Origin of the sequence: Bradyrhizobium sp. HKCCYLS3077 (genome assembly GCF_051167555.1) — a bacterium.
Classification (GTDB): Bacteria; Pseudomonadota; Alphaproteobacteria; order Rhizobiales; family Xanthobacteraceae; genus Bradyrhizobium.
In genome coordinates, this window is the sequence record NZ_JBNPTH010000001.1 from 169025 (window position 1) to 193042 (window position 24018).

A 24018-nucleotide genomic window follows, 5' to 3' on the forward strand; every position below is an offset into this window, starting at 1 on the left:
GGCGGGCCCGGTTTGAAGCGTCGTCCCTCGCCTCTCAGCGCGGGGCCAGAACCATGACGACCTGACGGCCCTCGAACTTGGCGTCCTGTTCGACCTTGGCGAACGCCGCCACGTCGGACTTCACCTTGTCGAGCAGCTTGGTGCCGATCTCCTGGTGCGCCATTTCGCGGCCGCGATAGCGCAGGGTGATCTTGACCTTGTCGCCCTCTTCGAAGAAGCGCTGCATCGCCCGCATCTTCACGTCGTAGTCGTGGTCATCGATCATCGGGCGGAGCTTGATCTCCTTGATCTCGACGACCTTCTGCTTCTTGCGGGCCTCGGCGGCCTTCTTCTGCGCCGAATATTTGTACTTCCCGTAGTCCATGATCTTACAGACGGGAGGCGAATTGTTCGGCGAAATCTCGACCAGGTCCATGCCGGCCTCGGCCGCCATCTTGATCGCGACAACGGTCTCGACGACACCACGGTTGGTGCCTTCGGCGTCGATCAGCTGGATCTGCGCATTGCGAATCTCATCATTGGTGCGCGGCCCGTCTTTGACGGCAGCGGGCGGGGCTCGATTAGGGCGGCGAATGGGTAGTTCTCCAAGGTTGTGGAAGAAGGCGGCTAGTTTGAAGGAAGATGCCTTTGCGGGCAAGGTCGCGCAGGCCCGGTGCGTCGAAATTCCGCCCGGCAATTGCGGCACTTGCGTCGCACGCGCAGGATGTCGGCGTGGCGGCGTATTCCCCCAAAGGAGACCAACTGGCCAGGCGGGCGCGAACGCGCGGGTCCAGCCTTGTGGTTCCGCCCGCGGACATAGAGTGCGCGACACGCTTTCGCAAGCGGCAGCGTCGCTCCAAGCCGATTGACGGACACGGCCGGCTCCCCCACACAACGTCCGCCATTGGGTAACGATCCATGAACCAACCTATCGAATCGACCGACCTCCCAGCCTTCATCTCTGTCGGCGCCGGCGATGCCGCACGCCAGATCGCTGTACGGGCCCGCCCGGGGACTGCGCCGGGGCTGTTCTGGCTCGGCGGCTTCAATTCCGACATGAAGGGCACCAAGGCGGTGGCGCTCGAGGCCTGGGCGGCCGAACGCGACCGCGCCTGCGTTCGGTTCGATTACTCCGGCCACGGCGAATCCGGCGGGCGCTTCGTCGACGGCACCATCGGCCGCTGGCTGGAGGAGAGCGTGGCCGTGTTCCGGCAGTTCTGCCGCGGGCCGCAGGTGGTCATCGGCTCGTCGATGGGCGGCTGGATGGCGCTGCTGCTGGCGCGCGAACTGCTGAAGCAGCCCGGCGAGGCTTCGCTGGCCGGGATGGTGCTGATCGCGCCGGCGCCCGATTTCACCGAGGAGCTGATGTGGAAGGGTTTTTCGGCTGATATCCGCCGGGAGATCGAGACCAACGGCGTCTGGATGCGTCCGTCGGAATATGGCGAGCCCTATCCGATCACGCGCGCGCTGATCGAGGACGGCCGCAACCATCTCCTGCTGGGCTCCGCGGTCAATGTCGGCTGCCCCGTCCGCATCCTGCAGGGCGCGCAGGATCCCGACGTGCCCTGGCAGCACGCTTTCGCGTTGGCGCACCGGCTGCCGGCGGAGGACGTCGTGCTGACCATGATCCAGGACGGTGACCACCGGCTGTCGCGGCCGCAGGACATCGCGCGGATGCTGGCCGCCGTCGGCGAGATGGGTTGAGGCTGGCCGCGTCAGCATCGGGTTTGCCACTCCGCGCGGACGCTGTCGTCGGTTTCGGACGCGAGCGCGGCCTCGGCCGTTTTCGTGAAGGTCTGCGGGTCGAGCAGTTCTCCGAGCGCCCAGGCCGCCGCGCCCCGCACCAGTGGATTCGGATCACGGGCGAGCCGTTCGGCCCCCGGGATCAGCGCGGCATCACCGGAGTTGCCGATCGCGATCAGCACGTTGCGCAGGAAGCGGTCGCGGCCGATGCGCTTGATCGGTGACTTCGTGAAAAGTGCGCGGAAGGCGGCGTCGTCGAGGCCAGCCAACTCGGCCAGCGATGGCGCGCGCAACGCGTCGCGGGCGGCCAGCTTGGCCTCGCGCCCCTCCTGCGCGAACTTGTTCCAGGGACAGGCGGCGAGGCAGTCGTCGCAGCCATAGACGCGGTTGCCCATGGCCTTGCGGAATTCGCGCGGGATCGGACCCTTGTTCTCGATGGTCAGATACGAGATGCAGCGCCGGGCATCGAGGCTGTAGGGCGCCGGGAACGCCGCGGTGGGACAGCTGTCGAGGCAGGCCCGGCACGAGCCGCAATGATCGCGCTCCGGCGTGTCCATCGGCAGCGCGAGCGTGGTGTAGATCGCGCCGAGGAACAACCAGGAGCCGAAGCCTGATGACACCAGGTTGGTGTGCTTGCCCTGCCATCCCAGGCCCGCCGCTTCCGCCAGCGGCTTCTCCATCACGGCGGCGGTATCGACGAACACCTTCACGTCGCCACCTGCGTTGGCGACCAGCCAGCGGGCGAGCGTCTGCAGGTTCTTCTTGATGACGTCGTGATAGTCGTCGCCGCGCGCATAGACCGAGATCGCGGCACGGCTGCGTTGGGCGAGAATGGCGCGCGGGTCCTCGTCGGGCCCGTAATTGACGCCAAGCATGATGACGCTGCGGACCTCGCTCCACAGCACCAGTGGATCGGTGCGTCGCGACGGCTCGCGGGCGAGCCAGTCCATGTCGCCGTGCCGGCCCTCGGCGAGGAAGCGCTCGAAGGCGGCGATTCGCTCAGCGCTCACCACCGGCACGGTGATGCCGATGCAATCGAAGCCGAGCTTCAGCGCCTCGGCTGCCAGCGCCGCCTTGAGGGCGTCTGGCGCGTTGGCGCTCAGAAGTCGAGATCCACGTAGGTCCGCGACGCCGGCACGCCGGCCAGCCAGTCGGACAGCAGCGGCCGGAACGACGGCCGCGACTTCACCCGCGCGTACCACGCCTTCGCGGCGTCGTCCTCGATCCACGGCACGTCGCCGAGATAGTCGATCGCCGAGAGATGCGCGGCGGCGGCAAGGTCGGCATAGGTCAGGCGGTCGCCGGCGAGGAAATTGCGCCGCTGCGCCAGCCAGCCGATATAGGCGAGGTGATAGCGCACATTGGTCTTGGCGGCGCGAATCACGTCGGTCGACGGCGGACCGCCGCCATCCTCCTCGCTCATGAAGCGCTTGTAGATGCGCTCCGTGACCAGCAGGTTCGAGGCCTCCTCGAAGAACTTGGTGTTGAACCAGTCCATGAGACGGCGCACCTCGACGCGCTCGGCCGGCGATGATGGCATCAGCCGGCGGTCGCCCGCCTCCGGCCCGCAGGTCTCGTCGAGGAATTCGGCGATCACGCCGACGCCGGGCACCGGCGGCATATCGTCGACCGACAGCACCGGCGTCGTGGCCGCCGGATTGAGCACCAGGAACGCCTCGCGACGTTCCCAGGCGCGTTCCTCCACCAGGCGCAGATCGAGCCCGTATTCGCCGAGCACCAGGCGGACGAAACGCGAATGCGGGCAGAAGGGATGGTGGTAGAGCGTGTACATGAAGCCTTTCGACGATTCCGCAGCCACTGCGCTTAACGAACGATCAACCACCGGCTTGCGCCGATGCATCGTCCCGATACCGCCGGGCGGTGGCCCTCGCGAATCGGACCATTAGCGCATGGTCGGCGAAAGTGTAAGCAGTAGGGCTGCGGGCCGGCATGCTGGAAACGACGCTCCGGGGAACAACGCGCCCGGTCCGCCGTCCGGCCGTGCGTCCTCTTGATTCGTATGGCCGATCACGCACCGGTTCATTCATCCGATGTGGCCGCTCGCAGCGCTTTTTGCAATTGCGGGCGTGGGCCGAATAGGCGAGAAGGGCGGCGTTTTGCCGGCAAGGTTGGATCGGATCAATGATGTCAGACACGCTGCGGGCGGTGATTCTCGGGATCATCGAAGGCGTCACCGAATTCCTCCCGGTCTCCTCGACCGGCCATCTGCTGCTCGCGGAGCGCTTCTTCGGCCTCGGCGACGAGGGCTTCTGGAAGAGCTTTGCGATCCTCATCCAGCTCGGCGCCATCCTCGCGATCGTCGCGCTGTACTTCTTCAAGCTGTCGCGCGTCGCCGTGGGCGCCCTCACCAACCCCGACGACCGCCGCTTCATCATCGGCGTGCTGATCGCCTTTCTGCCCGCCGTCATCATCGGGCTCATCGCCGGCAAATACATCAAGGCGCTCCTGTTCGACCCCTGGGTCGTCTGCTTCTCGCTGATCGTCGGCGGCGCCATCCTGCTGTGGGTCGACCAGATCGATCTGAAGCCGCGGGAGCATGACGCCACGCGCTATCCGCTGCTGATGTACCTCTGGATCGGCGTCGCGCAGTGCATGGCGATGATCCCCGGCGTGTCGCGCTCCGGCGCCACCATCGTGGCGGCGATGCTGCTCGGCGGCGACAAGCGCTCGGCGGCGGAGTTCTCCTTCTTCCTGGCGATCCCGACCATGGTCGGCGCCTTCGTCTACGACTTCTACAAGAGCCGCGCCGAGATGACGTCCGATCATCTCGGCCTCATCGCGATCGGCTTCGTCGTCTCCTTCATCACCGCGATGATCGTGGTGAAGGCCTTCCTCGGCTACGTCACCCGCCACGGCTTCGTGCTGTTCGCCTGGTGGCGCGTCATCGTCGGCACCCTCGGTCTGATCGCGCTGGCGCTCGGGAAGTAGTCAGGCCCCAGCTCTATCCACTCGTCATTGCAAGCGAAGCGAAGCAATCCAGAGTCGCGCGTGACGCCCTGGATTGCTTCGCGGAGCCTGTCATCCGGCCGCGCTGCGCGCGGACCGGGTGGCTCGCAATGACGGCGGTTAACAGATGCGCCCCTCACGCATTCTTGCGCTGAAACTGCCCCGCCGGGCGGAAGCGCCAGAGATATTGCGGGCCGACGGCCTCCAGCGAATCCGGCGTGATGCCCAGACCCTGCAACGTGAGCCCCGCCGCCTTCGCGGCCTCCGACACGACGTTGTCATGGCGCAGCAGCTCGACCTGGTCCGGCGTCAGCTTCAGCGGGCCCGGCGCGAACTGCAGGAACGCGGCCTGCAGCTTTGCCAGACCGAACGGCAGCGGCAGCAGCATGCGATCGCGGTCGGTGATGTCGAGGATGATCTTGAGGATCTCGCGGAAGCTCAGCACCTCCGGTCCGCCAAGCTCATAGGTTGCGCCGGCCTGCGCCTTGCCGTCGACAGCGTCGGCCACGGCATTCGCGACGTCGCCGACATAGACCGGCTGCATCTTGGTCTCGCCGCCGCCGACCAGCGGCAGGAACGGCGCGATGCGGGCGAGGCCCGCGAAGCGGTTGGTGAACTGGTCCTCGGGGCCGAACACCACCGACGGCCGCATGATCACGGCCTCCGGCACCGCAGCCAGCGCGGCGGCTTCGCCGGCAGCCTTGGCGCGCGCGTAAGCCGAGGCCGACTCGGCATCGGCGCCGATCGCCGACACGTGCACCAGCCGGGCGCCCGCGGCGGCCGCGGCCTTGGCGACGGTGGCGGCGCCTTCCGCCTGCACGGCGTCGAAGGTCTGCGCGCCGCTCTCGGTCAGGATGCCGACGAGGTTGATCGCGACATGGCTGTCGCGCAACGCGGCAGCCACCGAGTCGGGATAGCGCAGATTGGCCTGCACGGTGTGGATCTGGCCGACGCGGCCGAGCGGCTGCAGGTGGCCGGCGAGCTCCGGCCGGCGCACCGCGACGCGGATGCGATAGTCGCGCTTGGCCAGCGCCCGGACCACGTTGCGGCCGACGAAGCCGGAGCCGCCGAACACGGTGACGAGGGTGTCCAGATTCGATGCCATTGGGATCATTCCTGGGATAGCCGGGCGGTCGATCCGCCCCGGACGAGAAGCCTGTCAGCGGCGATTCGCACCCCGCGGCCCGCCATCTTGGACCGCTGTATAGCCCATCGCCCGCATCGCGGAAAAGGGAGCCGTGTTTTTGCGCCTGGGGTGAGAAAAATTGTCATCTTGGGCTCGGAGTGGTTTGACAAGCCGCCGTTCGATCCGTACACACCGCCTCCACATGCCCAGGTGGCGGAATTGGTAGACGCGCTGGCTTCAGGTGCCAGTGGCTTAACGGCCGTGAAGGTTCGAGTCCTTTCCTGGGCACCACGCCTCGCTCTTCGAGCTCCGCGTGGCGCCGCCGAGCTGAAGCTCGGGTTGTGAATTTCCCCGATATCGCTGTCGCTTCCGAAGTCGCCGGTCCACGCATTGCGTGGGTCGCAGACGCTTCGTCGCGCACTGGCGGCTTTCGCCGTAAGCCCCTCCGAGCCATGACATCATCTCGTTGCACCACCTCGTTGCAGTTCTCGATCTCGCCGCGCCAACGGTCTGCTCCCCTCCCCCTTGCGGGGAGGGGTCGGGGGTGGGGGTCCACGAGTCCCGCTGCACATGATGCGCACCTCGCTTCCGTTCTTTGAAAGTGACGGCGCTCACCATTGGCGTCAGCGCCTGGAGACCCCCACCCCCGACCCCTCCCCGCAAGGGGGAGGGGAGCGCACTGTCGTCGCGGCGAGAGCCTGGCTCAATCGCGCAACGACCATGCGCCCCGCGTCTGCGATCCCGATCGGCGTCTTGCATGCGGATCATTCTCATCATCGCGAACGGCGCCCTGTGCTTGGAGAATCTCGGACAAACATCCTCAGCCTCGCGACGCATCTCGCGCCCGAGTTCGGTCGATGGTCTCGCCCCCAAAACACCGAGGGCGCAGGGAGAGCCGGGTGCCGACTGCACCCATGGCCCGCCAGCGAGAAAAACTGCTGGCGGCAGGAACCACAGGTACGCGCCGGATCATCCGGCCCTCCCTGCGCAACGGTTTTAACGGCTGCTTCGCGTTCTCCCTGGTGCGCCGGGCTTGTTGGCCACCATCCCCATGCGAGACGAAGCCTCGGCATAAGTTGATATCAGCATCGGGATATCAGGACCGCGCGACTTGACCGTGCGTGCATCCTTGTTCGTCCGCGCGATTAGCTCACGCTGCAACGACACACGCCCATCGCATCCCACTGCCAACGTCTCGTGACGGTCGCGACACGCCCCTCATGCGGCAGCAGGGACGCGCGGAAATGTGCAGCTGATTTGCCCGACGACACAAGGCCTAATGCTGCGACAGACTGGCACGACGGGCAGTTTGTGCAAGAGAGGCATGCTAATAGCTCCGCCGTCATTGCGAGCGCAGCGAAGCAATCCAGGACTCCGGGTGTGCCCCTGGATTGCTTCGTCGCTTCGCTCCTCGCAATGACCGTGGCGAGCATCAATGCCTTGGGCAGGCTGCTGAGGACCGGATCTATTAGATGGCGTGAGTATGTACATCGCGGATGGGGTCGGGATGGGCTCTCACCGTTTGCACCGAATGCGCCAGCGGCGCATCGATAACAGAAGATGCCGTTACCGTTGCCGTCACAGGCGTAGTCGCCAATCCAAGGCAGCCGGGAGAGTCCGATGGACAGGTCACGTCGTGCGTGACGCCGCGATCACGCGCGCCAGCACCGGCCAGTACAGATCGCCATACCCCGCCTCGATCGCCTCTCCGAGCCGTCGGTCCGCAAGCTCCGCGCCGGGCAGGTCGATCTGCACGGACCGGGCGAGATCGAGGGCATAGCCGATGTCCTTGCGCGCATATTCGGTCGAGAACGCGCGCTCGGGAAATGTGTCGGGCAGCATCGCCTTCATGCCGTGGTTGCGTAGCGCGAAGCTGTCGGCCGAGCCTTTGGCCAGCGTCTCGAACAGCAGCGTGGGATCGAGGCCGGCGCGCTTGGCGGTCTCCAGCGCTTCGCCGAGCGCCACGACGGTCTGCATCAGCACCATGTTGTTGAGGATCTTCACCACCTGGCCGGCGCCGACGCCGCCGCAATGGGTGATGTCGGTGGCGAACATCGCAATCAGCGGCCGCAACCTCTCGAACGTGGCCGCGTCGGCCCCCACCATCACGCTCAAGGTGCCGTCCTCGGCCGCCTGCCGGGTGCGGGCGATCGGCGCATCGGCGTAGGCGGCGCCCTTGGCGGCGAAACGCGCCGCCAGCTCGCGGGTGGCCTGCACCGGCGAGGTGCCGAGGTCCACGATGGTGTGACGCGCCTCGGCGTGACGGAGCAGGCCGTCGTCGCCGTCGCATACGGCCTGGACGTGCTTGCCGCTCGGCAACGCCATGAAGATCAATTCGGCCTCGCGCGCCAGCTCCGCGAGCGACGTGGTCCTGACGACGCCGACGTGGGCTAATCGCTGCAGCGGCGCATCCGCGCGATCGAAGCCGAGCACCGTGGCGCCGGACTTGAGAGCGAGATTGCGGCACATCGGCTCGCCCATAACGCCCAAACCGATGAATCCGATTGCGCCCATTGCAAGTTCCTCTTCATTGGGCCCTGCCATCTCGACGATGGCGCGCCAGCGCTGCCGGTTGGCGGAGGCACGCTCGGAATAGTCGTCTGAATATTCGCTGGTGTCGATCGAGCAAACGACCTGCTGGTGATGTCGGCGATGCGGATGTGGATCGAGAGCAGGGCGCCGCGCGCCGGACCGTGACCCGGCCGACGCGGATCGCAAACCCATGAATCTGCCGCGATCAGGGCAACGGCCGACTACTCGGTCTCCGCCTCGCCGCTGACGCCCAGCCGGCGCAGCATCACCGTCAGCGCGAACGCCGGCAGCATGATCCACAGCGTGACATCATCCGGCCGGCGCAGCGCGCCCAGCGTGGCGTGACGGACGAGGACGCGTCCGAGGGCGGTGCGGCGCGAGGTCACGCTGCGCAGCAGCAGCGGGACGCCAAAGACGAAGGCCAGGATGACGACCGTCATCGCCAGCGGCCATCCGCCGGGAAACCGCTCGACGCCGCGGGCCGCGAAGCCCACCAGCAGCAGTACGCCGACCAGCGTCACCATGCCGCCGCACAGGCCGGAGGCGACACGGATGAGCAGGTCGTCCTGCATCAGCTCGTGCTCGACCTGGCTGATCAGCTGCTTCATGGCCCTCGCTCCAAGCGCGCGGTTACAGTGAACCGCGATCGTCACTCGAATTCGTGTCGGGAGCACGGTGCAGGTTCGACGCGGGCGTCGCTGTCGGGTGAGCGGCCGCGATGCCGAGCCCTTCGATCTCAGATTGCCGAAGGTAGCATTCTCCCGCTCGGGCTCTGGATCGCCGTTCGCCAGCCGATCTCATTGTCTCGTTCGTTGTCACGGACACATCCGTTCGGCGCCGGCGGCGCCTATGTCGAGATCGTGAGCCGGACGACCGTCGCGAGCTTCCGCCATCGCCTGTATTGCAAGGGCGACGCTGCGCATGTCTATCTGGCGATGATCCCGAACTCGAAATACGACAGCAATTTCGAGACGACGATGCGCGGCATCATGGCGGAGCGCGCGGTCGAGCTGATCAGCGACGCCGGCAAGCGCCGTTTTCCGCTCAAGCTGGCGGCGCTGGAGGCCACGCCGCAGGGGCCCCAGACCTCCGTCCAGATCGTCGGCGCCACCATGGCGGATCTGCAGGCGGCCAAGCGCATCGAGCTTTCCTATGACGGGCTCGGCAAGGTCGATCCGAGCTGCTGATGGGGCTGCAGTTCGACCTCGCCGGCGACCGCCGCAAGATCGGCATCGTCGCGCGCTCCTGCGTGAAGTGAGAGGCGGCGGCGACTTCGTCACTCAGCCGGTCGTCCCGGCCCAGAGCATGTTGTGCGACCCTCCCCTGGAGGGCAGGGCCAGCGCATATGACGATCGAGGTTATGCGCTCGTCTCTCTCCACGTCGTCATGGCCGGGCTTGTCCCGGCCATCCACGTCGTCCGGCATGCTGAGAACGACGTGGATGCCCGGGACAAGCCCGGGCATGACGGAGTAACTCACGTGCAGGATCGTTTGCTGCGACGGTCTAGAATATCCATATGCGATAGCCCTGCTCTCCGGGGGAGGGTGAGAGTGAGGATGTCGCTGTCAGCAAACCATCGCATGCGCGCTTCGCCGGCTGACGCCGGCGAAGCTTGAGAACGCTATCCCTTGTACCCCATCAGCAGCCGCGGCAGCCACAGCGAGAACGCCGGGACGTAGGTCACGAACATCAGGGCGGCGATCAGCGCGGCGTAGAACGGCAGGATGGTGCGCATGACGGCGCCGACCGAGATGCCGCCGATGGCGCAGCCGACGAACTGGGTGGTGCCGACCGGCGGGGTGTTGAGGCCGAGCGCGCAGTTGATCAGCATCAGCATGCCGAACTGCACGGGGTCCATGCCGGCCTTCATCGCGATCGGCAGGAAGATGGGGGTGCAGATCAGGATGGTCGCCGCCATGTCCATGAAGGTGCCGAGCAGGAACAGGATGATGTTGATCAAGAGGAAGATCATCCAGGGCTGTGACGACACCTTGTTCATCAGGTCGCCGGCGAAATCGGCGACCTCGTAGAGTCCCATCAAATACTGGAACATCGTGGAGACGCCGATCAGCAGCAGCACCACGCCGGTGGTCTTGACCGCCTTCGCCGCGGCCCGCAGGAAATTCTGCAAGGTCATGGTGCGGTAGATGAAGAACGTCAGCAGGATCGTGTAGGTGACCGCAACGGCGGCGGACTCCGTGGCGGTGAAGACGCCGGACAGGATGCCCGCGAGGATGATGCCGACGATCAGCAGGCCGGGCAGCGCCGCGGCGAACGAGCGGAACACTTCCGACCAGCCGGGAAACTTGCCAGCGGGATAGCCGCGCTTCACGGCGACCGCGTAGGCCGCGACCAGCATGCAGACCATCAGCACCAAAGCGGGGAGAAGTCCGGCGGCGATCAGCGCGCCGATCGACACCTTGCCGCCGGCGGCGAGCGCGTAGATGATCATGTTGTGGCTGGTCGGCATCAGCGCGCCGACGAGAGAGGCGTGGGTGGTGACGTTGACGGCGTAGTCGGTGTCGAACCCTTCCTTCTTCATCATCGGGATCATCACCGCGCCCATCGCCGAGACGTCGGCGACCGGCGAGCCGGAGACGCCGCCGAACAAGGTGCAGGCGACGACGTTGGACATGCCGAGCCCGCCGCGGATGTGCCCGACGAGGTTCTTGGCGAGCTGCACGATCTTGTCGGCGACGCCGCCATGCAGCATCAGCTCGCCGCTGAACACGAAGAACGGGATGGCGAGGAACGAGAAGATGTTCATCCCCGACATCATCTGCTGGAAGATGACGGCGACCGGCAGGCCTTCGTAGAGAATGGTGCAGATGGCGGAGAGGCCGATCGCAAACGCCACGGGGACGCCGAGGACCAGGAAGCCGAAGAAGGTGGCGCCGAGAATGATCAGTTCCATGACGGGACGACCTCTTCACCGCGCAGCAGGGCGATGATGTGCTCGATGGAGAAGGAGACGATCAGCAGTCCGGACACGACCAGCGGGATGTAGCGGACGAGCTCGGGCAGGCCGAGATTGGCGATCTTCACGGTGCCGACGGAGGCGCCGAGGATCCAGCCGTTATAGGCCATGGCGATGCCGAACAGTGCGACCAGCACGTGGATCACGAGCTCGATCTTCTCGCGCGTCGAGTCCGGCAGCATCACGAGAAGGCTGTCCATCCCGATGTGTCCGGCGTCGCGCACGCCGACGGCTGCGCCGATCAGGGTGACATAGAGGATCAGGACCAGCGCCAGATTCTCGGTCCAGGTCGGGCTGGAGTTGAGCACGTAGCGGCCGAACACCTGGTAGAAGACGATGGTGACGATGACGAGCAGGCCGGCGACGGACAGATACATGCCGAGCCGCGCGATGACCGCGTTGATCCGCGACAGCGGACCGCGTGACGGCCGTCCTTCCCCGTGCTCGTGGTCTCCGACATGTGGGTCCGTCATTCCCGTCCCTCCCCTGGCTTTGCTCCGGCGCCGCCTGATGGCGACGCCGGATCTCTGTTTGTTGTTCTTGGCCGATGTCGTTGACGTCGCGACTTTGACGTCGAGACGTCGAAGTCGCTTACTTCGTGTCCTGGATGCGCTTGACGAGGCTCGAGAGCTTCTCGTCGCCGGCGAACTTCTGGTAGACCGGCTTCATCGCGTCGACGAATTCCTGCTTGTTGGCGACCGTCACGACCTGGACGCCGGCGGCTTCGACGATCTTGCGGGAAGCCTGCTCGCGCTCGTCCCACAGCTTGCGCATGACCGGCACGGACTCCTTGGCGGCCTTGCGGACCATCGCCTGGTCTTCCTTGCTGAGCGTGTCCCAGACCTTCTTCGACATCACGAGGACTTCCGGCGCGAGCGAGTGCTCGGTGATGTTGTAGTACTTGGCGGCCTCGAAATGGCGCGAGGATTCGTAGGACGGCCAGTTGTTCTCGGCGGCGTCGACCAGGCCGGTCTTGAGCGCGGTGTAGACCTCGCCATAGGGCATCGGGGTCGGGTTGGCGCCGAGGCTCTGGATCATGCCGACCCAGAGATCGGACTGCTGGACGCGGATCTTGAGGCCCTTGAGGTCGGCGAGCGACTTGACCGGCGCCTTGACCGTGTAGATCGAGCGCGCGCCGCTGTCGTAATAAGCCAGGCCGATCAGGCCGGCCGGCTCCATGGCGGCGAGGATCTCGTCGCCGATCGGGCCATCGAGCACGTTGCGCATGTGCTGGGTGTCGCGGAACACGAAGGGCAGGCACAGCGCCACCGTCTCGGGCACGAAATTGTTGAGCGGCGAGGAGTTGATGCGCATCATGTCGAGCGCGCCGATCTTGAGCTGCTCGATCGTGTCCTTCTCGGAGCCGAGCGCGCCGTTCGGGAACACCTTGACGCCGAGCTTGCCGCCGCTGACGGCCGCGAGCTGCTTGCCCATGAACTTGACGGCTTCGACGGTCGGATAGTCGGCGGGGTGGACGTCGGCGGAGCGGAAGTCGCGGGCGATCGCCAGGGGGGACGTCACCGCCAGCACGGCGGCCGCAATGATCCCGGTCAGTGTCTTCATCTCGGTTTCCTCCTGTGATTGTGTCGTTGGTGGGCAGATACTGCAGGCCGCCTTGGGTCGCTCCACTCCAGATGCGAAGTCAAGCGCCATCGTCGTGCCTAGGGGGACCGGCATTGTCTGTCCAAGCCAAAGGCGGCATCGATCAATGCAGGACTTGCATCGATCGACGAACGACGATTTTGCTGCGATGCAAACGGGGGACGCGCCTGTTCTCGCCGGAGGTGGTCGTCGCGCCCTACAACCGCGGCGATGCGGCCGGCGGGTGTCTGATGCGGGCAGTGCGCGTCCGGTCCGGCCCTTGCGCCGAGGCGGCCGGGCTGGCATTCCCTCGGCAGATTTCGCGGTCCGGCGCCCGCGTTTGCCGGTTGGTTACCGGCGCCGGGCTACAGCCGGCGTCTGAGCGCTTCCTGCGGCGTCGCTTCGGCCCGTCGCGTCCGACACGATTCGACCGAGGTTTTGACATCCATGACCGTCCGCCTGCACCGTGGCGACCTGCCCGATCTGTCCCGCTACACGACCTCGGTCGCGATCGACACCGAGACGATGGGGCTCAATCCGCACCGCGACCGTCTCTGCGTCGTGCAGCTGTCGCCCGGCGACGGCTCGGCCGACGTGGTGCAGATCCCCAAGGGGCACACCGACGCGCCGAACCTCAAGGCGCTGCTCGGCAATCCCGACATCACCAAGATCTTCCACTTCGCGCGCTTCGACGTCGCGACACTGTTTCATACGTTCGGCGTGATGCCGCAGCCTGTGTATTGCACCAAGATCGCCTCGCGACTGGCGCGCACCTACACCGATCGCCATGGGCTGAAGGATCTCGTCCGCGAACTGCTCAATGTCGATCTGTCGAAGCAGCAGCAGTCGAGCGATTGGGGCGCCGATGCCCTGAGCGAGCCGCAGCTTGCCTACGCCGCCTCCGATGTGCTGCATCTGCATGCGCTGCGCGAGAAGCTCGACGTGATGCTGGCGCGGGAAGGGCGGCTGGCGCTGGCCCAGGCCTGTTTCGCGTTCCTGCCGCACCGGGCCACCCTCGATCTGGGCGGATTCGAGGCGGAGGACATCTTCGCGCATTCCTGAGGTCGGCAGGGCGTTCAGGATCATTAATGTCTCTTAATGATCCAAGGCGTCCTGCGTCGTGATTTCGCGGCAGTTCCAGGCTGCAATGGCCGGCATGCCCATGGTAGGATGAGCGCCGTTGCGCGCGCATCCCGTGCCCGTCGGAGTCCTGGTGAACTCGGTCCACAACCCCGTCTACGATCCCACCCTGCAGGCGCGTTTCGCGGTGGCGGCGCGCCACAGCCGGCTCGTGCGCCTGCTGCGGGTGGCCGTGCCGGCGGCGGTTGGCGTGGCCATGGCTGTGGTGATCGGCATCGCACTGTTCAATCCGTTCAAGATGAAGGTCGACACCGGCAACCTGACCGGCAATCTCGTCATCTCCGGGCGGAAGATCACGATGGAGACGCCGCATCTCACCGGCTTTACGCCGGACCAGCGGCCCTATGACCTCGTCGCCCACAGCGCGGTGCAGGACCTCACCGACCCCGATCACGTCGAGCTCAACATCCTCCGCGCCAAGGTGCTGATGGAGGATCAGTCGACGGTGACGCTCAAGGCCAATACCGGCGTGTTCGACACCAAGCAGCAGCAGCTCGAATTGAAGAAGGACATCCTGCTGACGACCTCGACCGGCTATGAGGCGCGCCTCAGCCGCGCCTCGGTCGACATGGCCAAGGGCACCGTCAGCTCGGACGAGCGCGTCGACGTCAAGCTCACCAACGGCACCCTGTCGGCGGACAAGCTGCGCATCACCGAGAATGGCGATGTCATCCGCTTCGAGGGCAATGTCGTGATGAACCTCGACACCGTGAATGCCGCCCCGGCTACGACCGCGAGCGCCGATGCCGGCCGTGCGGCCCGCAACACGAAGTGATCCAATGACCCCGTGCCGTTTCAACTCCGCCCTCATCCGCGCCGCCGGCTTCGCCGTGCTGGCGCTGCTCGCGCTGCCCGTTCCGTCGCAGGCCCAGAGCTCGATCACCGGCCAGCAGAATGCTCTCCAGGGCTTCTCGCAGAACCGCGACCAGCCGATCCAGATCGAGGCGGCGTCGCTGGAGATGCGCGACAAGAAGAAGGAGGCGACCTTCTCCGGCAATGTGAAGGTCGTGCAGGGCGACACCACGATGACGTCGAAGTCCCTGGTGGTGTTCTATGACGGCGGCGCCCAGCAGGGCGGCGCCAAGCCGGCCAAGGCTGCGCCGGCGGCAGCGCCCGGACCGGAGGGCAGTTCGGCGATCCGCCGCATGGAGGCGCGCGGTGACGTCAAGGTGACCCAGAAGGACCAGGTGGTCACCGGCGAGACCGCGGTCTACGACACCAAGACCAACATGATCACGATGCAGGGCGGCGTGGTCATGACCCAGTGCAAGAACGTCATGCGCGGCGACCGCCTGACCGTGGACATGACGACTGGCGTGTCGCGGGTCGAATCCGACGGCGGCCGCGGCGTGCAGGTGCTGCTGCCGAATGCGGGCTCGGGCTCGGGCACCGGCGGCGGATGCGGTCCGTCGACAGCCTCGGGCGCCGGGTCTGCCCCGCCGCTCCAGCTCGGTCCGGGCAAACCCAAGTGATCCTAAAGCCGAGTGATCACAAACTGAGTGATCTCAATTATTTACCGGAACGCTCGCGGCTGCAGTTGAACCCTGCCGCAAGCGCCTCTATCTAGCGGTCGGCGGATTCTGTTGCAGGACGGTACAGTTGGCGTATCTCGACGCCGCTGCCTGGACCGCGGCGGGTGATGCCGGACACGATTGCGATCTTGCGATCGGTCGCCTGCTCTCGCGACCGCGACTTCGCCGTCAAACGATGAACTCCGGAGCGCGGGCGTTGCTCGCGCTTTGGCCGGCCTCGCGGCTCCTGTGATCCGCGGGTGAGGTGACATGCGTTCGCTCGCGGTGAGCGGGCGAGCCAGCGCTGCGGCCGGTGACGGGCAGCTTCGAAGGGCGTAAGCGAAGCGGGGATGGTGGATCTACTCGGCATGTTTCGTGGGCGTCCCGCCAAGCGCGGCCAGCGTGGCTCGGCGCGGCGGCGCGACGACATCACGGCCATGGACGATCCGTTCAATCCCTCGCAGGTCGACGATCCCCTGGCCGCGCTCGCCGACTCCGTCCGCAATGAGTCCGCTCGTAGCGAGCAGCAGCCGGCGATGCGCATCAATCCGCGCTCGCCGCAGAACACCGAGCAGATCCAGCGCAAGCGGCCGGCCTCGCAGCCGGTGCCTGCCAAGCCGCGCAGCAACGGCGCGGGCGGCGGTGTGCAGCTGTTGCGCCGTCCCGGATTCCTGGCGGTGCATTCGATCGAGAAGAGCTTTGGCAGCCGCCAGGTCGTGCGCGGCGTGTCGATCTATGTCCGCCGCGGCGAGGCGGTCGGATTGCTCGGGCCGAACGGCGCCGGCAAGACCACCGTGTTCTACATGATCACCGGGCTGATCAAGGCCGATCGCGGCGCCATCGAGCTCGACGGCCACGACGTTACGCGGCTGCCGATGTATCAGCGCGCGCGACTAGGAATCGGCTATCTGCCGCAGGAGGCCTCGATCTTCCGCGGCCTCACGGTCGAGCAGAACATCCGCGCCGTGCTCGAAGTGGTCGAGCCCTCGCGCAAGAAGCGCGAGCGCGAGCTCGATGCGCTGCTCGAGGAATTCACCATCACGCGGCTGCGCAAGTCGCCGTCGATCGCGCTGTCCGGCGGTGAGCGCCGCCGCGTCGAGATCGCGCGCGCGCTCGCCACGCGCCCGAACTACATGCTGCTCGACGAGCCGTTCGCCGGCATCGATCCGATCGCGGTCGGCGACATTCAGCAACTGGTGCGCCATCTCACCAATCGCGGCATCGGCGTGCTCATCACCGACCATAACGTCCGCGAGACGCTGGGCCTCACCGACCGCGCCTACATCGTCTATGCCGGGCAGATTCTCACCGAAGGCAGCCCCGAGGAGATCGTCGCCGATCCCGACGTGCGAAGGCTCTATCTCGGCGAGGAGTTCAGGCTGTAGGATACCGGACGCGGTCTTTGTCGGCTTTGTCGTCGGTATTGTCGCGGGTGTGACAGGCGGCGGAAATGCTGCAATTCACGCTGTTTCCGTTCGGCTCCCGAGGGCCGGTAACGTCGTCTTGTCAGGCGCGCCATACTCCGTTTTTCTTATTCGTCAAGCCGTGTACATCGCGCGCAGATTAGGATAAGCAAGAATTGGACCAGTAAGGGAATGTTCTTGCTCCCATGGCGTTGACGCAGAGATTAGAATTCCGCCAGTCACAGTCGCTGGTGATGACGCCGCAGCTGATGCAGGCGATCAAGCTGCTGCAGCTGTCCAATCTCGACCTCTCCACATTCGTTGAAGAGGAGCTGGAGCGCAATCCGCTGCTGGAGCGCGCGAGCGACGGCCCGGAAGCGCCGGTCGCCGGCGAGCCGCAGATGACCGAGCGCAGTGAATTCTCCGAGGGCGGGGAAGGCGGCGGCGAGGATTTCGGCGACGGCGGCAGCTCTGCCGGCGAGAGCTATGAGAGCGCCCCCGAAGACTGGATGAGCCGCGATCTCGGCACGCGTACGGAGATCGAACAGACGCTCGATTCCGGCCTCGAAAACGTCTTTTCTGAAGAGCCTGCGGAAGCAGCGGCGCGCAATGCGCAGGATGCTGCGCCGACGACCTACACCGAATGGGGCGGCGGCGCCTCCGGTGACGAGGACTACAATCTCGAAGCCTTCGTCGCCGCCGAGACCACGCTGTCGGATCATCTCGCCGAGCAGGCCGCGGTGGCCTTCGTCTCGCCGGCCGATCGCATGATCGGCCAATATCTGATCGATCTCGTCGACGAGGCCGGCTATCTGCCGGCCGATCTCGGCCAGGCGGCCGACCGGCTCGGCGCCGAGCAGGCCGATGTCGATGCTGTCTTGGGCGTGCTGCAGACTTTCGATCCGCCCGGCATCTGCGCGCGCAATTTGAGCGAATGTCTCGCGATCCAGCTGCGCGAGCTCGACCGCTACGATCCGGCGATGCAGGCGCTGATCGAGCATCTCGATCTCCTTGCGAAGCGCGACTTCGCCGCCCTGCGCAAGCTGTGCGGCGTCGACGACGAGGACCTCGTCGACATGATCGGCGAGATCCGACGGCTCGATCCGAAGCCCGGCCTCAAATTCGGCACCACGCGCACGCAGACTATGGTTCCCGACGTCTATGTGCGTCCGGGTCCGGACGGTGGCTGGCTGGTCGAGCTCAACAGCGACACGCTGCCGCGCGTCCTGGTGAACCAGGTCTATTACTCCGAGCTGTCGAAGACGATCCGCAAGGATGGCGACAAGTCCTACTTCACCGATTGCCTGCAGAACGCGACGTGGCTGGTACGCGCGCTCGACCAGCGCGCGCGCACGATCCTGAAAGTGGCGACCGAGATCGTGCGCCAGCAGGATGGTTTCTTCACGCATGGCGTCGCGCATCTCAGGCCCTTGAATCTCAAGGCCGTCGCGGACGCGATCCAGATGCACGAATCGACGGTGTCGCGCGTCACCGCCAACAAATACATGGCGACCAATCGCGGCACGTTCGAGCTGAAATACTTCTTCACCGCCTCGATCGCCTCGGCCGATGGCGGCGAGGCGCATTCCGCGGAAGCGGTGCGGCATCACATCAAGCAGCTGATCGATGCGGAAGATCCCTCCGCAATTCTCTCCGACGATACCATCGTCGAGAAGCTGCGCGCCGCCGGGATCGACATCGCGCGCCGCACGGTCGCGAAATACCGGGAGGCGATGCGGATCCCGTCCTCGGTTCAGCGCCGACGGGACAAGCAGAGCATGCTGGCGCATGCGATGTCGTCGCCGGCCCTTGCCGACCGGACCCGGGATACCGCGTCAGTTTGACCGTGCCGCGCGATTGCGCCTTAACCAAATAGGCTTAGTGTCGTCATCGGTTCACATGAATCGAGGCGACACATGACCCTGCGGATTTCCGGAAAAAGCATCAGCGTCAGCGAAGCGCTGCGCGGCCGCGTCAGCGAGCGCACCGACGAGGTCTTACGCAAATACTTCGACGGCAATTATTCCGGCCACGTCACGCTCTCCAAGGACGGCTTCGGGTTCAAGACCGATTGCGCCCTGCATCTCGATTCCGGAATCACGCTCGAGGCCGAATCGAACGCTGCGGACGCCTATGCCAGCGCCGATCAGGCGCTGCTGATGATCGAAAAGCGGCTGCGCCGCTACAAGAGCAGGTTGAAGGACCGCTCCGCGCGCAAGACGCATGCGGCCAACGCCGCGCTGGCCGGGCTCGACGGCGAGGTGCTGGATGCGCCGAGCTATGTGATCGAGGCGCCCGCCGAGGGCGACGAGGAGATCACCGGCTACAATCCCGTCATCATCGCCGAGAACACCACGGCGCTGAAGCGCCTGTCGGTGTCGGAAGCCGTCCTGGAGCTCGACCTCTCCGGCGCGCCCTGCATGGTGTTTCAGCACGGTTCGAGCGGCCGGGTGAACATCATCTACCGTCGCGCCGACGGGAATATCGGCTGGGTCGATCCGCCCGCCGTGAAGCCGTAATCGTACGGGTGACCCGGCCCGTCAGCGGAGCGAAAACGGGTTCCCGGTCAGGTGCTTGACCGGGGCTTGCGACGCCACGCCACGGCGGCGAAACGGGCGGCCGGGCGTTGGCGCCTTCAGACCGCCACGCTCGGCGATCTTAAGGATAGGCCGGGGGAACATGCTTGCGGGAGTTGGCACCGCCGTTGCGTTGGGGTAGAAGCCCCCGCATCGGACACGGGTTAAGCCCGCCTGCCGCCTCAGCTTCTTGACGCCGGTCTGTCCCGACCTATTTCGCACACTGACGGTTCAATCACCTCGGAACGCCCTATGCCGATTACCGATCTGGTCGCACCCGAGGCGATCCTGCCGGCTTTGAAGGTCATCAGCAAGAAGCAGGCGCTCCAGGAACTGGCGGCGCGTGCGGCTGCGCTGACCGGGCAGAACGAGCGCAGCGTGTTCGAGGTGCTGCTGCAGCGGGAGAAGCTCGGAACCACGGCCGTCGGCTACGGCGTCGCGATTCCCCACGGCAAGCTGCCGAAGCTGGAGAAGCTGTTCGGCCTGTTCGCCAGGCTGGAGCGGCCGATCGATTTCGAGGCCATGGACGGCCAGCCGGTCGATCTCGTCTTCCTGCTGCTCGCCCCCGAGGGCGCCGGCGCCGATCATTTGAAGGCCCTGGCGCGGATCGCCCGCCTGCTGCGCGATCAGGACGTCGCCAAGAAGCTGCGGGCGTCGCGCGATGCCCAGGCGATCTATTCGGTGCTGGCCCTGCCGCCGGCCTCGGCGGCCTGACGTCATCTCAGGGCGCGCCGCAGCGACCGCGACAGCCGGCCAGCAAGCCTTCGTGCGGTACCGAGGCCGATCGCTCGCACGGGCTTGGGCGGTGGTGTCGGCTCATAGCCGAACTCGACGACAAGCTCCTGGAAGTCCTCGCTGCGGAGCAGGTCGAGATGCTGCGGCATCATGCGCTCCGTGTAGATGCCGACCTTCCGATCGCGCCCTGACGACGTGAGACCACGGCCGAGCACATCGAGCTCCGCGGCCCTCTTGCGCGGAAGACCCAGATAGTCGCAAATCCGGTGCAGGACCGGAGACGGCGACGTCGCCATCTCGCCGCCCGCGAGCTCCGCATAAAGCTCTTCGAACCTCACGGTCAGGCAGGCGGGCGAGTCCAGCCAGCTGATGAAATTCCTGATACCCGATCCGGGCCACGAGAGGAGGGTCGATGTGATTCGCGAGGCATCATCGGGATAGGCCGCCGCTCCGGCCATGCGTCGGTAGGCGTTCAACTTCCGCATCTTCGGGTAGGCAGCCGAGTGGTAGACGAAGTCCACCCAGCTCACGACGATATCGCGGGGATCGCGGACGATGAACAGCATCTTGTGTTCCGGCCGGCCCAGCAGATATTGCTCGAGATACGGACAGTACTCGGTATGCGAGGCGCAGAAGTAACCGGGCCTGAGGGCCGACGTCCAGAGCGGCGCCGGAAGCGCGCGTCCCTGATCAAGCGAGCCATCCGGATTCAGCTTGCTGATCGATGACGTGTAGGTGTGGTAGCCGACGTCGACATGACCGCCCAGCGCTTTGACGAGTTCGACCAGCAGGTACGTCCCCGCCTTGGGCACGCTGTTGCAGATCACGTAGTATGGGCTCGGCCCTGGCTGAGGACTGTCCAGGAAAACGTGCTGATTGGGTACGGTCCCGCGCGCGAGTTCCCGATAAACGCCCGTGTCGAGCGCTGATCCATCCATCGTCATCCCCCGGCTTGCTCGTCGCGTATCGACTAGCGCCTCCCGCGGGAGGGACAACTTAAGGATTGGACAGCTTCGGTCTAACTCGCTTCAGATGGTGTCGGCTTGTAAATGCGGCTGCTCGGGACATCGATAGAGACAAATTTCTCGAATCCGCTTTGAGGGGCCGCTCAGTCGTTCCCCGACCGGTCCAATGATCTCGCCACTGATCTCACCATGTAGCGGACCGTCTTGGCGCCGCTATGTATGCTGGCTGTCGCCACCGGCTCGAAACCCAGCGCGGCGTGAAACGAATCAGACTGCGGGTTGGGCGGGTCGACATTGACCTCGCAGACGATACGCCGATGCCCCGCGGACCCAGCGTCACGAATCAACTGCGCGTAGAGCATCCGTGCGAGCCCCTGGCCGCGTGCCGTCTGCGCCACCACGATCCGGTCGACATAGACGAATCGGTCGTAGCGCGCCCGGAACCAGCGATAGTTGGGGCTGTCGTAGTCGGCAGTCTCGTCCAGCGCGATCAGCAGCGCATCCGCCGTCCCGATTCGCTGCGCACGCCAGGCCTGATCGATCAGCCGGGCGAACGCCTGCGGGGTCAGCCATGAGAGCTCGGCAGCATGGGTGTTGTTGAGCGCGAGCAGCGTGGCCGCGAGCGCAGGCTGTGCCGCCAATTCGGCTGACGTGAGCGGCGTCATCACTGGGGTCATCGAGGGATGTCCAGCAGAGGCTCTCCATGGTCGGAAAAAAGGCCGCCCTCTTCGCAGAGGGCAGCCCTTGAATCAGTGCATGAGCTGCATGGGTCTCACAAGACGCCGTCGTTGCGACCGCGCGCGGCCGGCTTTTCCTAGTGCACGCTCACGGCCTGGAGCTCGTGGCTCCATGCATTCGCAATCGCGGCTTCGCGGCTGTCGGTGAGCATGATCGGCGTGCCGTCGGCGGCATGCAAGGCGAACAGCTTCAGGCCCGGCGCGATGCGCGGTGCTTGCGGAAACAGGCCCGGCACGTCTTCGGAGCGGATCTGCTTCACATAGGCGATGTGACCCTCGCCCAAGGTCGCCAGCGACTCCGGGGAGACGCTCGATTCAGACGCAACATTACCAGTCATGGTCTCGACTCCTTCTGAGACTCAAGCGGTCGAGTCCGCTACTCGTTCCATCAAACCATTATTCGTGTTCATTGATAGCGATTGTCTTAACGATACGCTCAGGCTCGGGCCTGGCGAGATCGACCGACAACAGCCCGTTCTTCAGGTCCGCACCAAGCACATGCATTCCCTCCGCCAGCACGAAGGTGCGCTGGAAGTGGCGCGCGGCGATGCCGCGATGAATGTATTGCCGGGTCTTGTCGTCCTGCTGACGGCCGCGGATGACGAGCTGGTTTTCCTCAATGGTGACATCGAGTTGGTCGCGGGTGAAACCCGCCACCGCCAGCGTGATCCGAAGGCGCTCGGGCTGGCCATTGGTGCGTTCGAACCGCTCGATATTGTACGGCGGATACCCGTCGGCACCTTTGACGACGCGGTCGAGCACGCGCTCGATCTCGTCGAAGCCCAGCAGAAACGGACTGGAGAGCGAAGGAACACGAGACATGGTTTACAAAGTCCTCTCGAAGCGACTTTGACGTTTCGGGACCCTGATGGCATCCCTTGAGCAGCAATATGGGCACGATCCCGGGCGCGTTCAAGCGCCGGGATGTCAGGGAATCGGCCTGTCTGTGGAAGGGCTTAAACCGGCAGCCTCTGCCGCCCATCGGCCGAGAACAGATGCAGCTTGGCCCTAGGCGCCACGGCGCGGATCCTGGCGCCGATCTCCGGCGCCGTGACGCCGGGCAGCCGCACGATGACGTCGTTGGCGGTCGCGGTCAGCCGGTCATCGCCGTCCGTGTCCTGCCGCGACCCGTAGACATAGGTCTCGGCGCCGACATGCTCGATCGCGTCGACGCGCAGGTCGAGCCCGACACCACCGGCGGGCACGGTCTCGCCGAGCTCGAAATCCTCGGGACGGATGCCGAGCTGGCCGGCCTCGGCCGGGACGGCGTCGGCGCCGTGCAACTGGCGGCGAAGGCCATCCAGCGGCATCAGGTTCATCGGCGGCGCGCCGATGAAGGAAGCGACGAAGGTCGTCGCGGGCCTCTGATAGATGTCGAGCGGATTTCCGATCTGCTCGACCTTGCCGCCGTTCATCACCACCAGGATGTCGGCGAGCGTCATCGCCTCGAGCTGGTCGTGGGTGACATAAATGGCCGTGGTGTTGAGCCGGCGCTGCAGCTTGCGGATCTCGACCCGCATCGCGATGCGCAGCTTGGCGTCGAGATTCGACAGCGGCTCGTCGAACAGGAACACTTTCGGCTGGCGTACGATCGCGCGGCCCATCGCGACGCGCTGGCGCTGGCCGCCGGAGAGCTGGCGCGGCTTCCGCTGCAGCATGGTGCCGAGTTCGAGAATTCGTGCGGCGTCCTCGACCCGCGTCTTGATCTCGGTCTCCGGCATGCGGCGATTGCGCAAGCCATAGGCCATGTTGTTGTAGACGGTCATGTGCGGGTAGAGCGCGTAGTTCTGGAACACCATCGCGATGTCGCGCTCGGCCGGCTCGATCGCGTTGACGACGCGGCCGCCGATGTCGATCTCGCCGGAAGAAATCGTCTCCAGGCCGGCGACCATGCGCAACAGCGTCGACTTGCCGCAGCCGGAGGGACCGACGAGCACGCAGAATTGGCCGTCGCCGACCTCGATGTCGACGCCTTTGATGGCCTCGAATCCGCCGGGATAGATCTTGCGGATGTTGCGGAGCGTGACGTTGGCCATGGGTTACCT

Annotated in this window: 24 protein-coding genes and 1 tRNA gene; 11 read left to right on the plus strand and 14 right to left on the minus strand. The window is 65.7% G+C overall.

The window, feature by feature from the left end; genetic code table 11:
- Nucleotides 1-34: 34 nt before the first annotated feature.
- On the minus strand, nt 35-574 hold the full coding sequence (gene infC, locus ACQR0Z_RS00795) for a translation initiation factor IF-3 (protein WP_085963464.1): 540 nt from the start codon (nt 572-574) through the stop codon (nt 35-37).
- Between the two features lie 323 nt (nt 575-897).
- On the opposite strand from infC, the gene ACQR0Z_RS00800 reads away from it, so the two are divergent.
- Nucleotides 898-1683 carry an alpha/beta hydrolase gene (locus ACQR0Z_RS00800; RefSeq protein WP_434917374.1) on the plus strand — a complete coding sequence of 262 codons (786 nt, stop codon included), beginning with the start codon at nt 898-900 and terminating at the stop codon, nt 1681-1683.
- A gap of 11 nt (nt 1684-1694) precedes the next feature.
- Here the strand turns inward: ACQR0Z_RS00800 and queG are convergent, their stop codons facing one another.
- Together queG and ACQR0Z_RS00810 are read right to left on the minus strand one after the other, a co-directional pair.
- Nucleotides 1695-2873: a tRNA epoxyqueuosine(34) reductase QueG gene (gene queG, locus ACQR0Z_RS00805; protein WP_434917994.1), complete on the minus strand. Its 1179-nt coding sequence runs from the start codon at nt 2871-2873 to the stop codon at nt 1695-1697.
- A complete protein-coding gene (locus ACQR0Z_RS00810; protein ID WP_434857999.1) occupies nt 2822-3514 on the minus strand; it encodes a glutathione S-transferase family protein in 693 nt (230 codons plus the stop codon). The genes queG and ACQR0Z_RS00810 overlap by 52 nt, the downstream gene beginning before the upstream one ends.
- Nucleotides 3515-3864: 350 nt before the next feature.
- Here ACQR0Z_RS00810 and ACQR0Z_RS00815 point away from each other — a divergent pair, with 350 nt between their 5' ends.
- Nucleotides 3865-4671 (plus strand): undecaprenyl-diphosphate phosphatase, encoded by an 807-nt coding sequence (locus tag ACQR0Z_RS00815; protein ID WP_434858000.1) that lies wholly within the window; start codon nt 3865-3867, stop codon nt 4669-4671.
- Nucleotides 4672-4825: 154 nt separating this feature from the next.
- Here ACQR0Z_RS00815 and ACQR0Z_RS00820 read toward each other — a convergent pair whose 3' ends face one another.
- Nucleotides 4826-5794: a complex I NDUFA9 subunit family protein gene (locus tag ACQR0Z_RS00820; protein WP_434917375.1), complete on the minus strand. Its 969-nt coding sequence runs from the start codon at nt 5792-5794 to the stop codon at nt 4826-4828.
- Between the two features lie 225 nt (nt 5795-6019).
- On the opposite strand from ACQR0Z_RS00820, the gene ACQR0Z_RS00825 reads away from it, so the two are divergent.
- A tRNA-Leu gene (locus tag ACQR0Z_RS00825) sits at nt 6020-6106 on the plus strand.
- 1338 nt (nt 6107-7444) lie between these two features.
- Here ACQR0Z_RS00825 and ACQR0Z_RS00830 read toward each other — a convergent pair.
- Both ACQR0Z_RS00830 and ACQR0Z_RS00835 read right to left on the minus strand, forming a co-directional pair.
- Nucleotides 7445-8539 carry an NAD(P)-dependent oxidoreductase gene (locus ACQR0Z_RS00830; protein WP_434917376.1) on the minus strand — a complete coding sequence of 365 codons (1095 nt, stop codon included), beginning with the start codon at nt 8537-8539 and terminating at the stop codon, nt 7445-7447.
- A gap of 29 nt (nt 8540-8568) precedes the next feature.
- The gene (locus ACQR0Z_RS00835) at nt 8569-8955 is read right to left on the minus strand and encodes a hypothetical protein (protein ID WP_434917377.1); all 387 of its coding nucleotides are present in this window, start codon (nt 8953-8955) and stop codon (nt 8569-8571) included.
- Between the two features lie 204 nt (nt 8956-9159).
- On the opposite strand from ACQR0Z_RS00835, the gene ACQR0Z_RS00840 reads away from it, so the two are divergent.
- On the plus strand, nt 9160-9534 hold the full coding sequence (locus ACQR0Z_RS00840; protein ID WP_434917378.1) for a hypothetical protein: 375 nt from the start codon (nt 9160-9162) through the stop codon (nt 9532-9534).
- Between the two features lie 435 nt (nt 9535-9969).
- Here the strand turns inward: ACQR0Z_RS00840 and ACQR0Z_RS00845 are convergent, their stop codons facing one another.
- From ACQR0Z_RS00845 to ACQR0Z_RS00855, 3 genes are all read right to left on the minus strand, one after another.
- Nucleotides 9970-11262: a TRAP transporter large permease gene (locus tag ACQR0Z_RS00845; protein WP_434917379.1), complete on the minus strand. Its 1293-nt coding sequence runs from the start codon at nt 11260-11262 to the stop codon at nt 9970-9972.
- Nucleotides 11253-11798: a TRAP transporter small permease gene (locus ACQR0Z_RS00850; protein ID WP_009026326.1), complete on the minus strand. Its 546-nt coding sequence runs from the start codon at nt 11796-11798 to the stop codon at nt 11253-11255. Before ACQR0Z_RS00850 ends, ACQR0Z_RS00845 begins: the two co-directional genes overlap by 10 nt.
- Before the next feature lie 118 nt (nt 11799-11916).
- Nucleotides 11917-12888, minus strand: coding sequence for a TRAP transporter substrate-binding protein (locus tag ACQR0Z_RS00855; protein ID WP_434917380.1), 972 nt, complete (start codon nt 12886-12888; stop codon nt 11917-11919).
- Between the two features lie 465 nt (nt 12889-13353).
- On the opposite strand from ACQR0Z_RS00855, the gene ACQR0Z_RS00860 reads away from it, so the two are divergent.
- The 7 genes from ACQR0Z_RS00860 (at nt 13354) to ptsN (ending at nt 20250) form a co-directional block, all read left to right on the plus strand.
- The gene (locus tag ACQR0Z_RS00860) at nt 13354-13968 is read left to right on the plus strand and encodes a ribonuclease D (protein WP_434917381.1); all 615 of its coding nucleotides are present in this window, start codon (nt 13354-13356) and stop codon (nt 13966-13968) included.
- 151 nt (nt 13969-14119) lie between these two features.
- Nucleotides 14120-14821: an LPS export ABC transporter periplasmic protein LptC gene (lptC, locus tag ACQR0Z_RS00865; RefSeq protein ID WP_434858011.1), complete on the plus strand. Its 702-nt coding sequence runs from the start codon at nt 14120-14122 to the stop codon at nt 14819-14821.
- Nucleotides 14822-14825: 4 nt separating this feature from the next.
- On the plus strand, nt 14826-15518 hold the full coding sequence (locus ACQR0Z_RS00870; protein ID WP_434917382.1) for an LptA/OstA family protein: 693 nt from the start codon (nt 14826-14828) through the stop codon (nt 15516-15518).
- A 389-nt stretch (nt 15519-15907) separates the two neighbouring features.
- Entirely contained in the window at nt 15908-16942 is a 1035-nt protein-coding gene (gene lptB, locus ACQR0Z_RS00875) for an LPS export ABC transporter ATP-binding protein (protein ID WP_434917383.1), read from the plus strand.
- 224 nt (nt 16943-17166) lie between these two features.
- On the plus strand, nt 17167-18804 hold the full coding sequence (gene rpoN / locus ACQR0Z_RS00880; RefSeq protein ID WP_434917384.1) for an RNA polymerase factor sigma-54: 1638 nt from the start codon (nt 17167-17169) through the stop codon (nt 18802-18804).
- Between the two features lie 72 nt (nt 18805-18876).
- Complete coding sequence (hpf, locus tag ACQR0Z_RS00885) at nt 18877-19479, plus strand: ribosome hibernation-promoting factor, HPF/YfiA family (protein WP_434876324.1); 603 nt, start codon at nt 18877-18879, stop codon at nt 19477-19479.
- A gap of 309 nt (nt 19480-19788) precedes the next feature.
- Nucleotides 19789-20250, plus strand: coding sequence for a PTS IIA-like nitrogen regulatory protein PtsN (gene ptsN / locus ACQR0Z_RS00890; RefSeq protein WP_011923380.1), 462 nt, complete (start codon nt 19789-19791; stop codon nt 20248-20250).
- A 2-nt stretch (nt 20251-20252) separates the two neighbouring features.
- Here ptsN and ACQR0Z_RS00895 read toward each other — a convergent pair whose 3' ends face one another.
- The 5 genes from ACQR0Z_RS00895 to ACQR0Z_RS00915 form a co-directional block, all read right to left on the minus strand.
- Complete coding sequence (locus ACQR0Z_RS00895; protein WP_434917385.1) at nt 20253-21215, minus strand: sulfotransferase domain-containing protein; 963 nt, start codon at nt 21213-21215, stop codon at nt 20253-20255.
- A 164-nt stretch (nt 21216-21379) separates the two neighbouring features.
- Complete coding sequence (locus tag ACQR0Z_RS00900; protein WP_434876322.1) at nt 21380-21913, minus strand: GNAT family N-acetyltransferase; 534 nt, start codon at nt 21911-21913, stop codon at nt 21380-21382.
- Between the two features lie 137 nt (nt 21914-22050).
- A complete protein-coding gene (locus tag ACQR0Z_RS00905) occupies nt 22051-22311 on the minus strand; it encodes a DUF1150 family protein (protein ID WP_434858018.1) in 261 nt (86 codons plus the stop codon).
- Between the two features lie 58 nt (nt 22312-22369).
- Nucleotides 22370-22795, minus strand: a complete 426-nt coding sequence (locus ACQR0Z_RS00910) for an Hsp20 family protein (protein ID WP_006613108.1) — start codon at nt 22793-22795, stop codon at nt 22370-22372.
- Nucleotides 22796-22929: 134 nt separating this feature from the next.
- Nucleotides 22930-24009 carry a sn-glycerol-3-phosphate import ATP-binding protein UgpC gene (locus ACQR0Z_RS00915; RefSeq protein ID WP_434876321.1) on the minus strand — a complete coding sequence of 360 codons (1080 nt, stop codon included), beginning with the start codon at nt 24007-24009 and terminating at the stop codon, nt 22930-22932.
- Between the last annotated feature and the right edge of the window lie 9 nt (nt 24010-24018).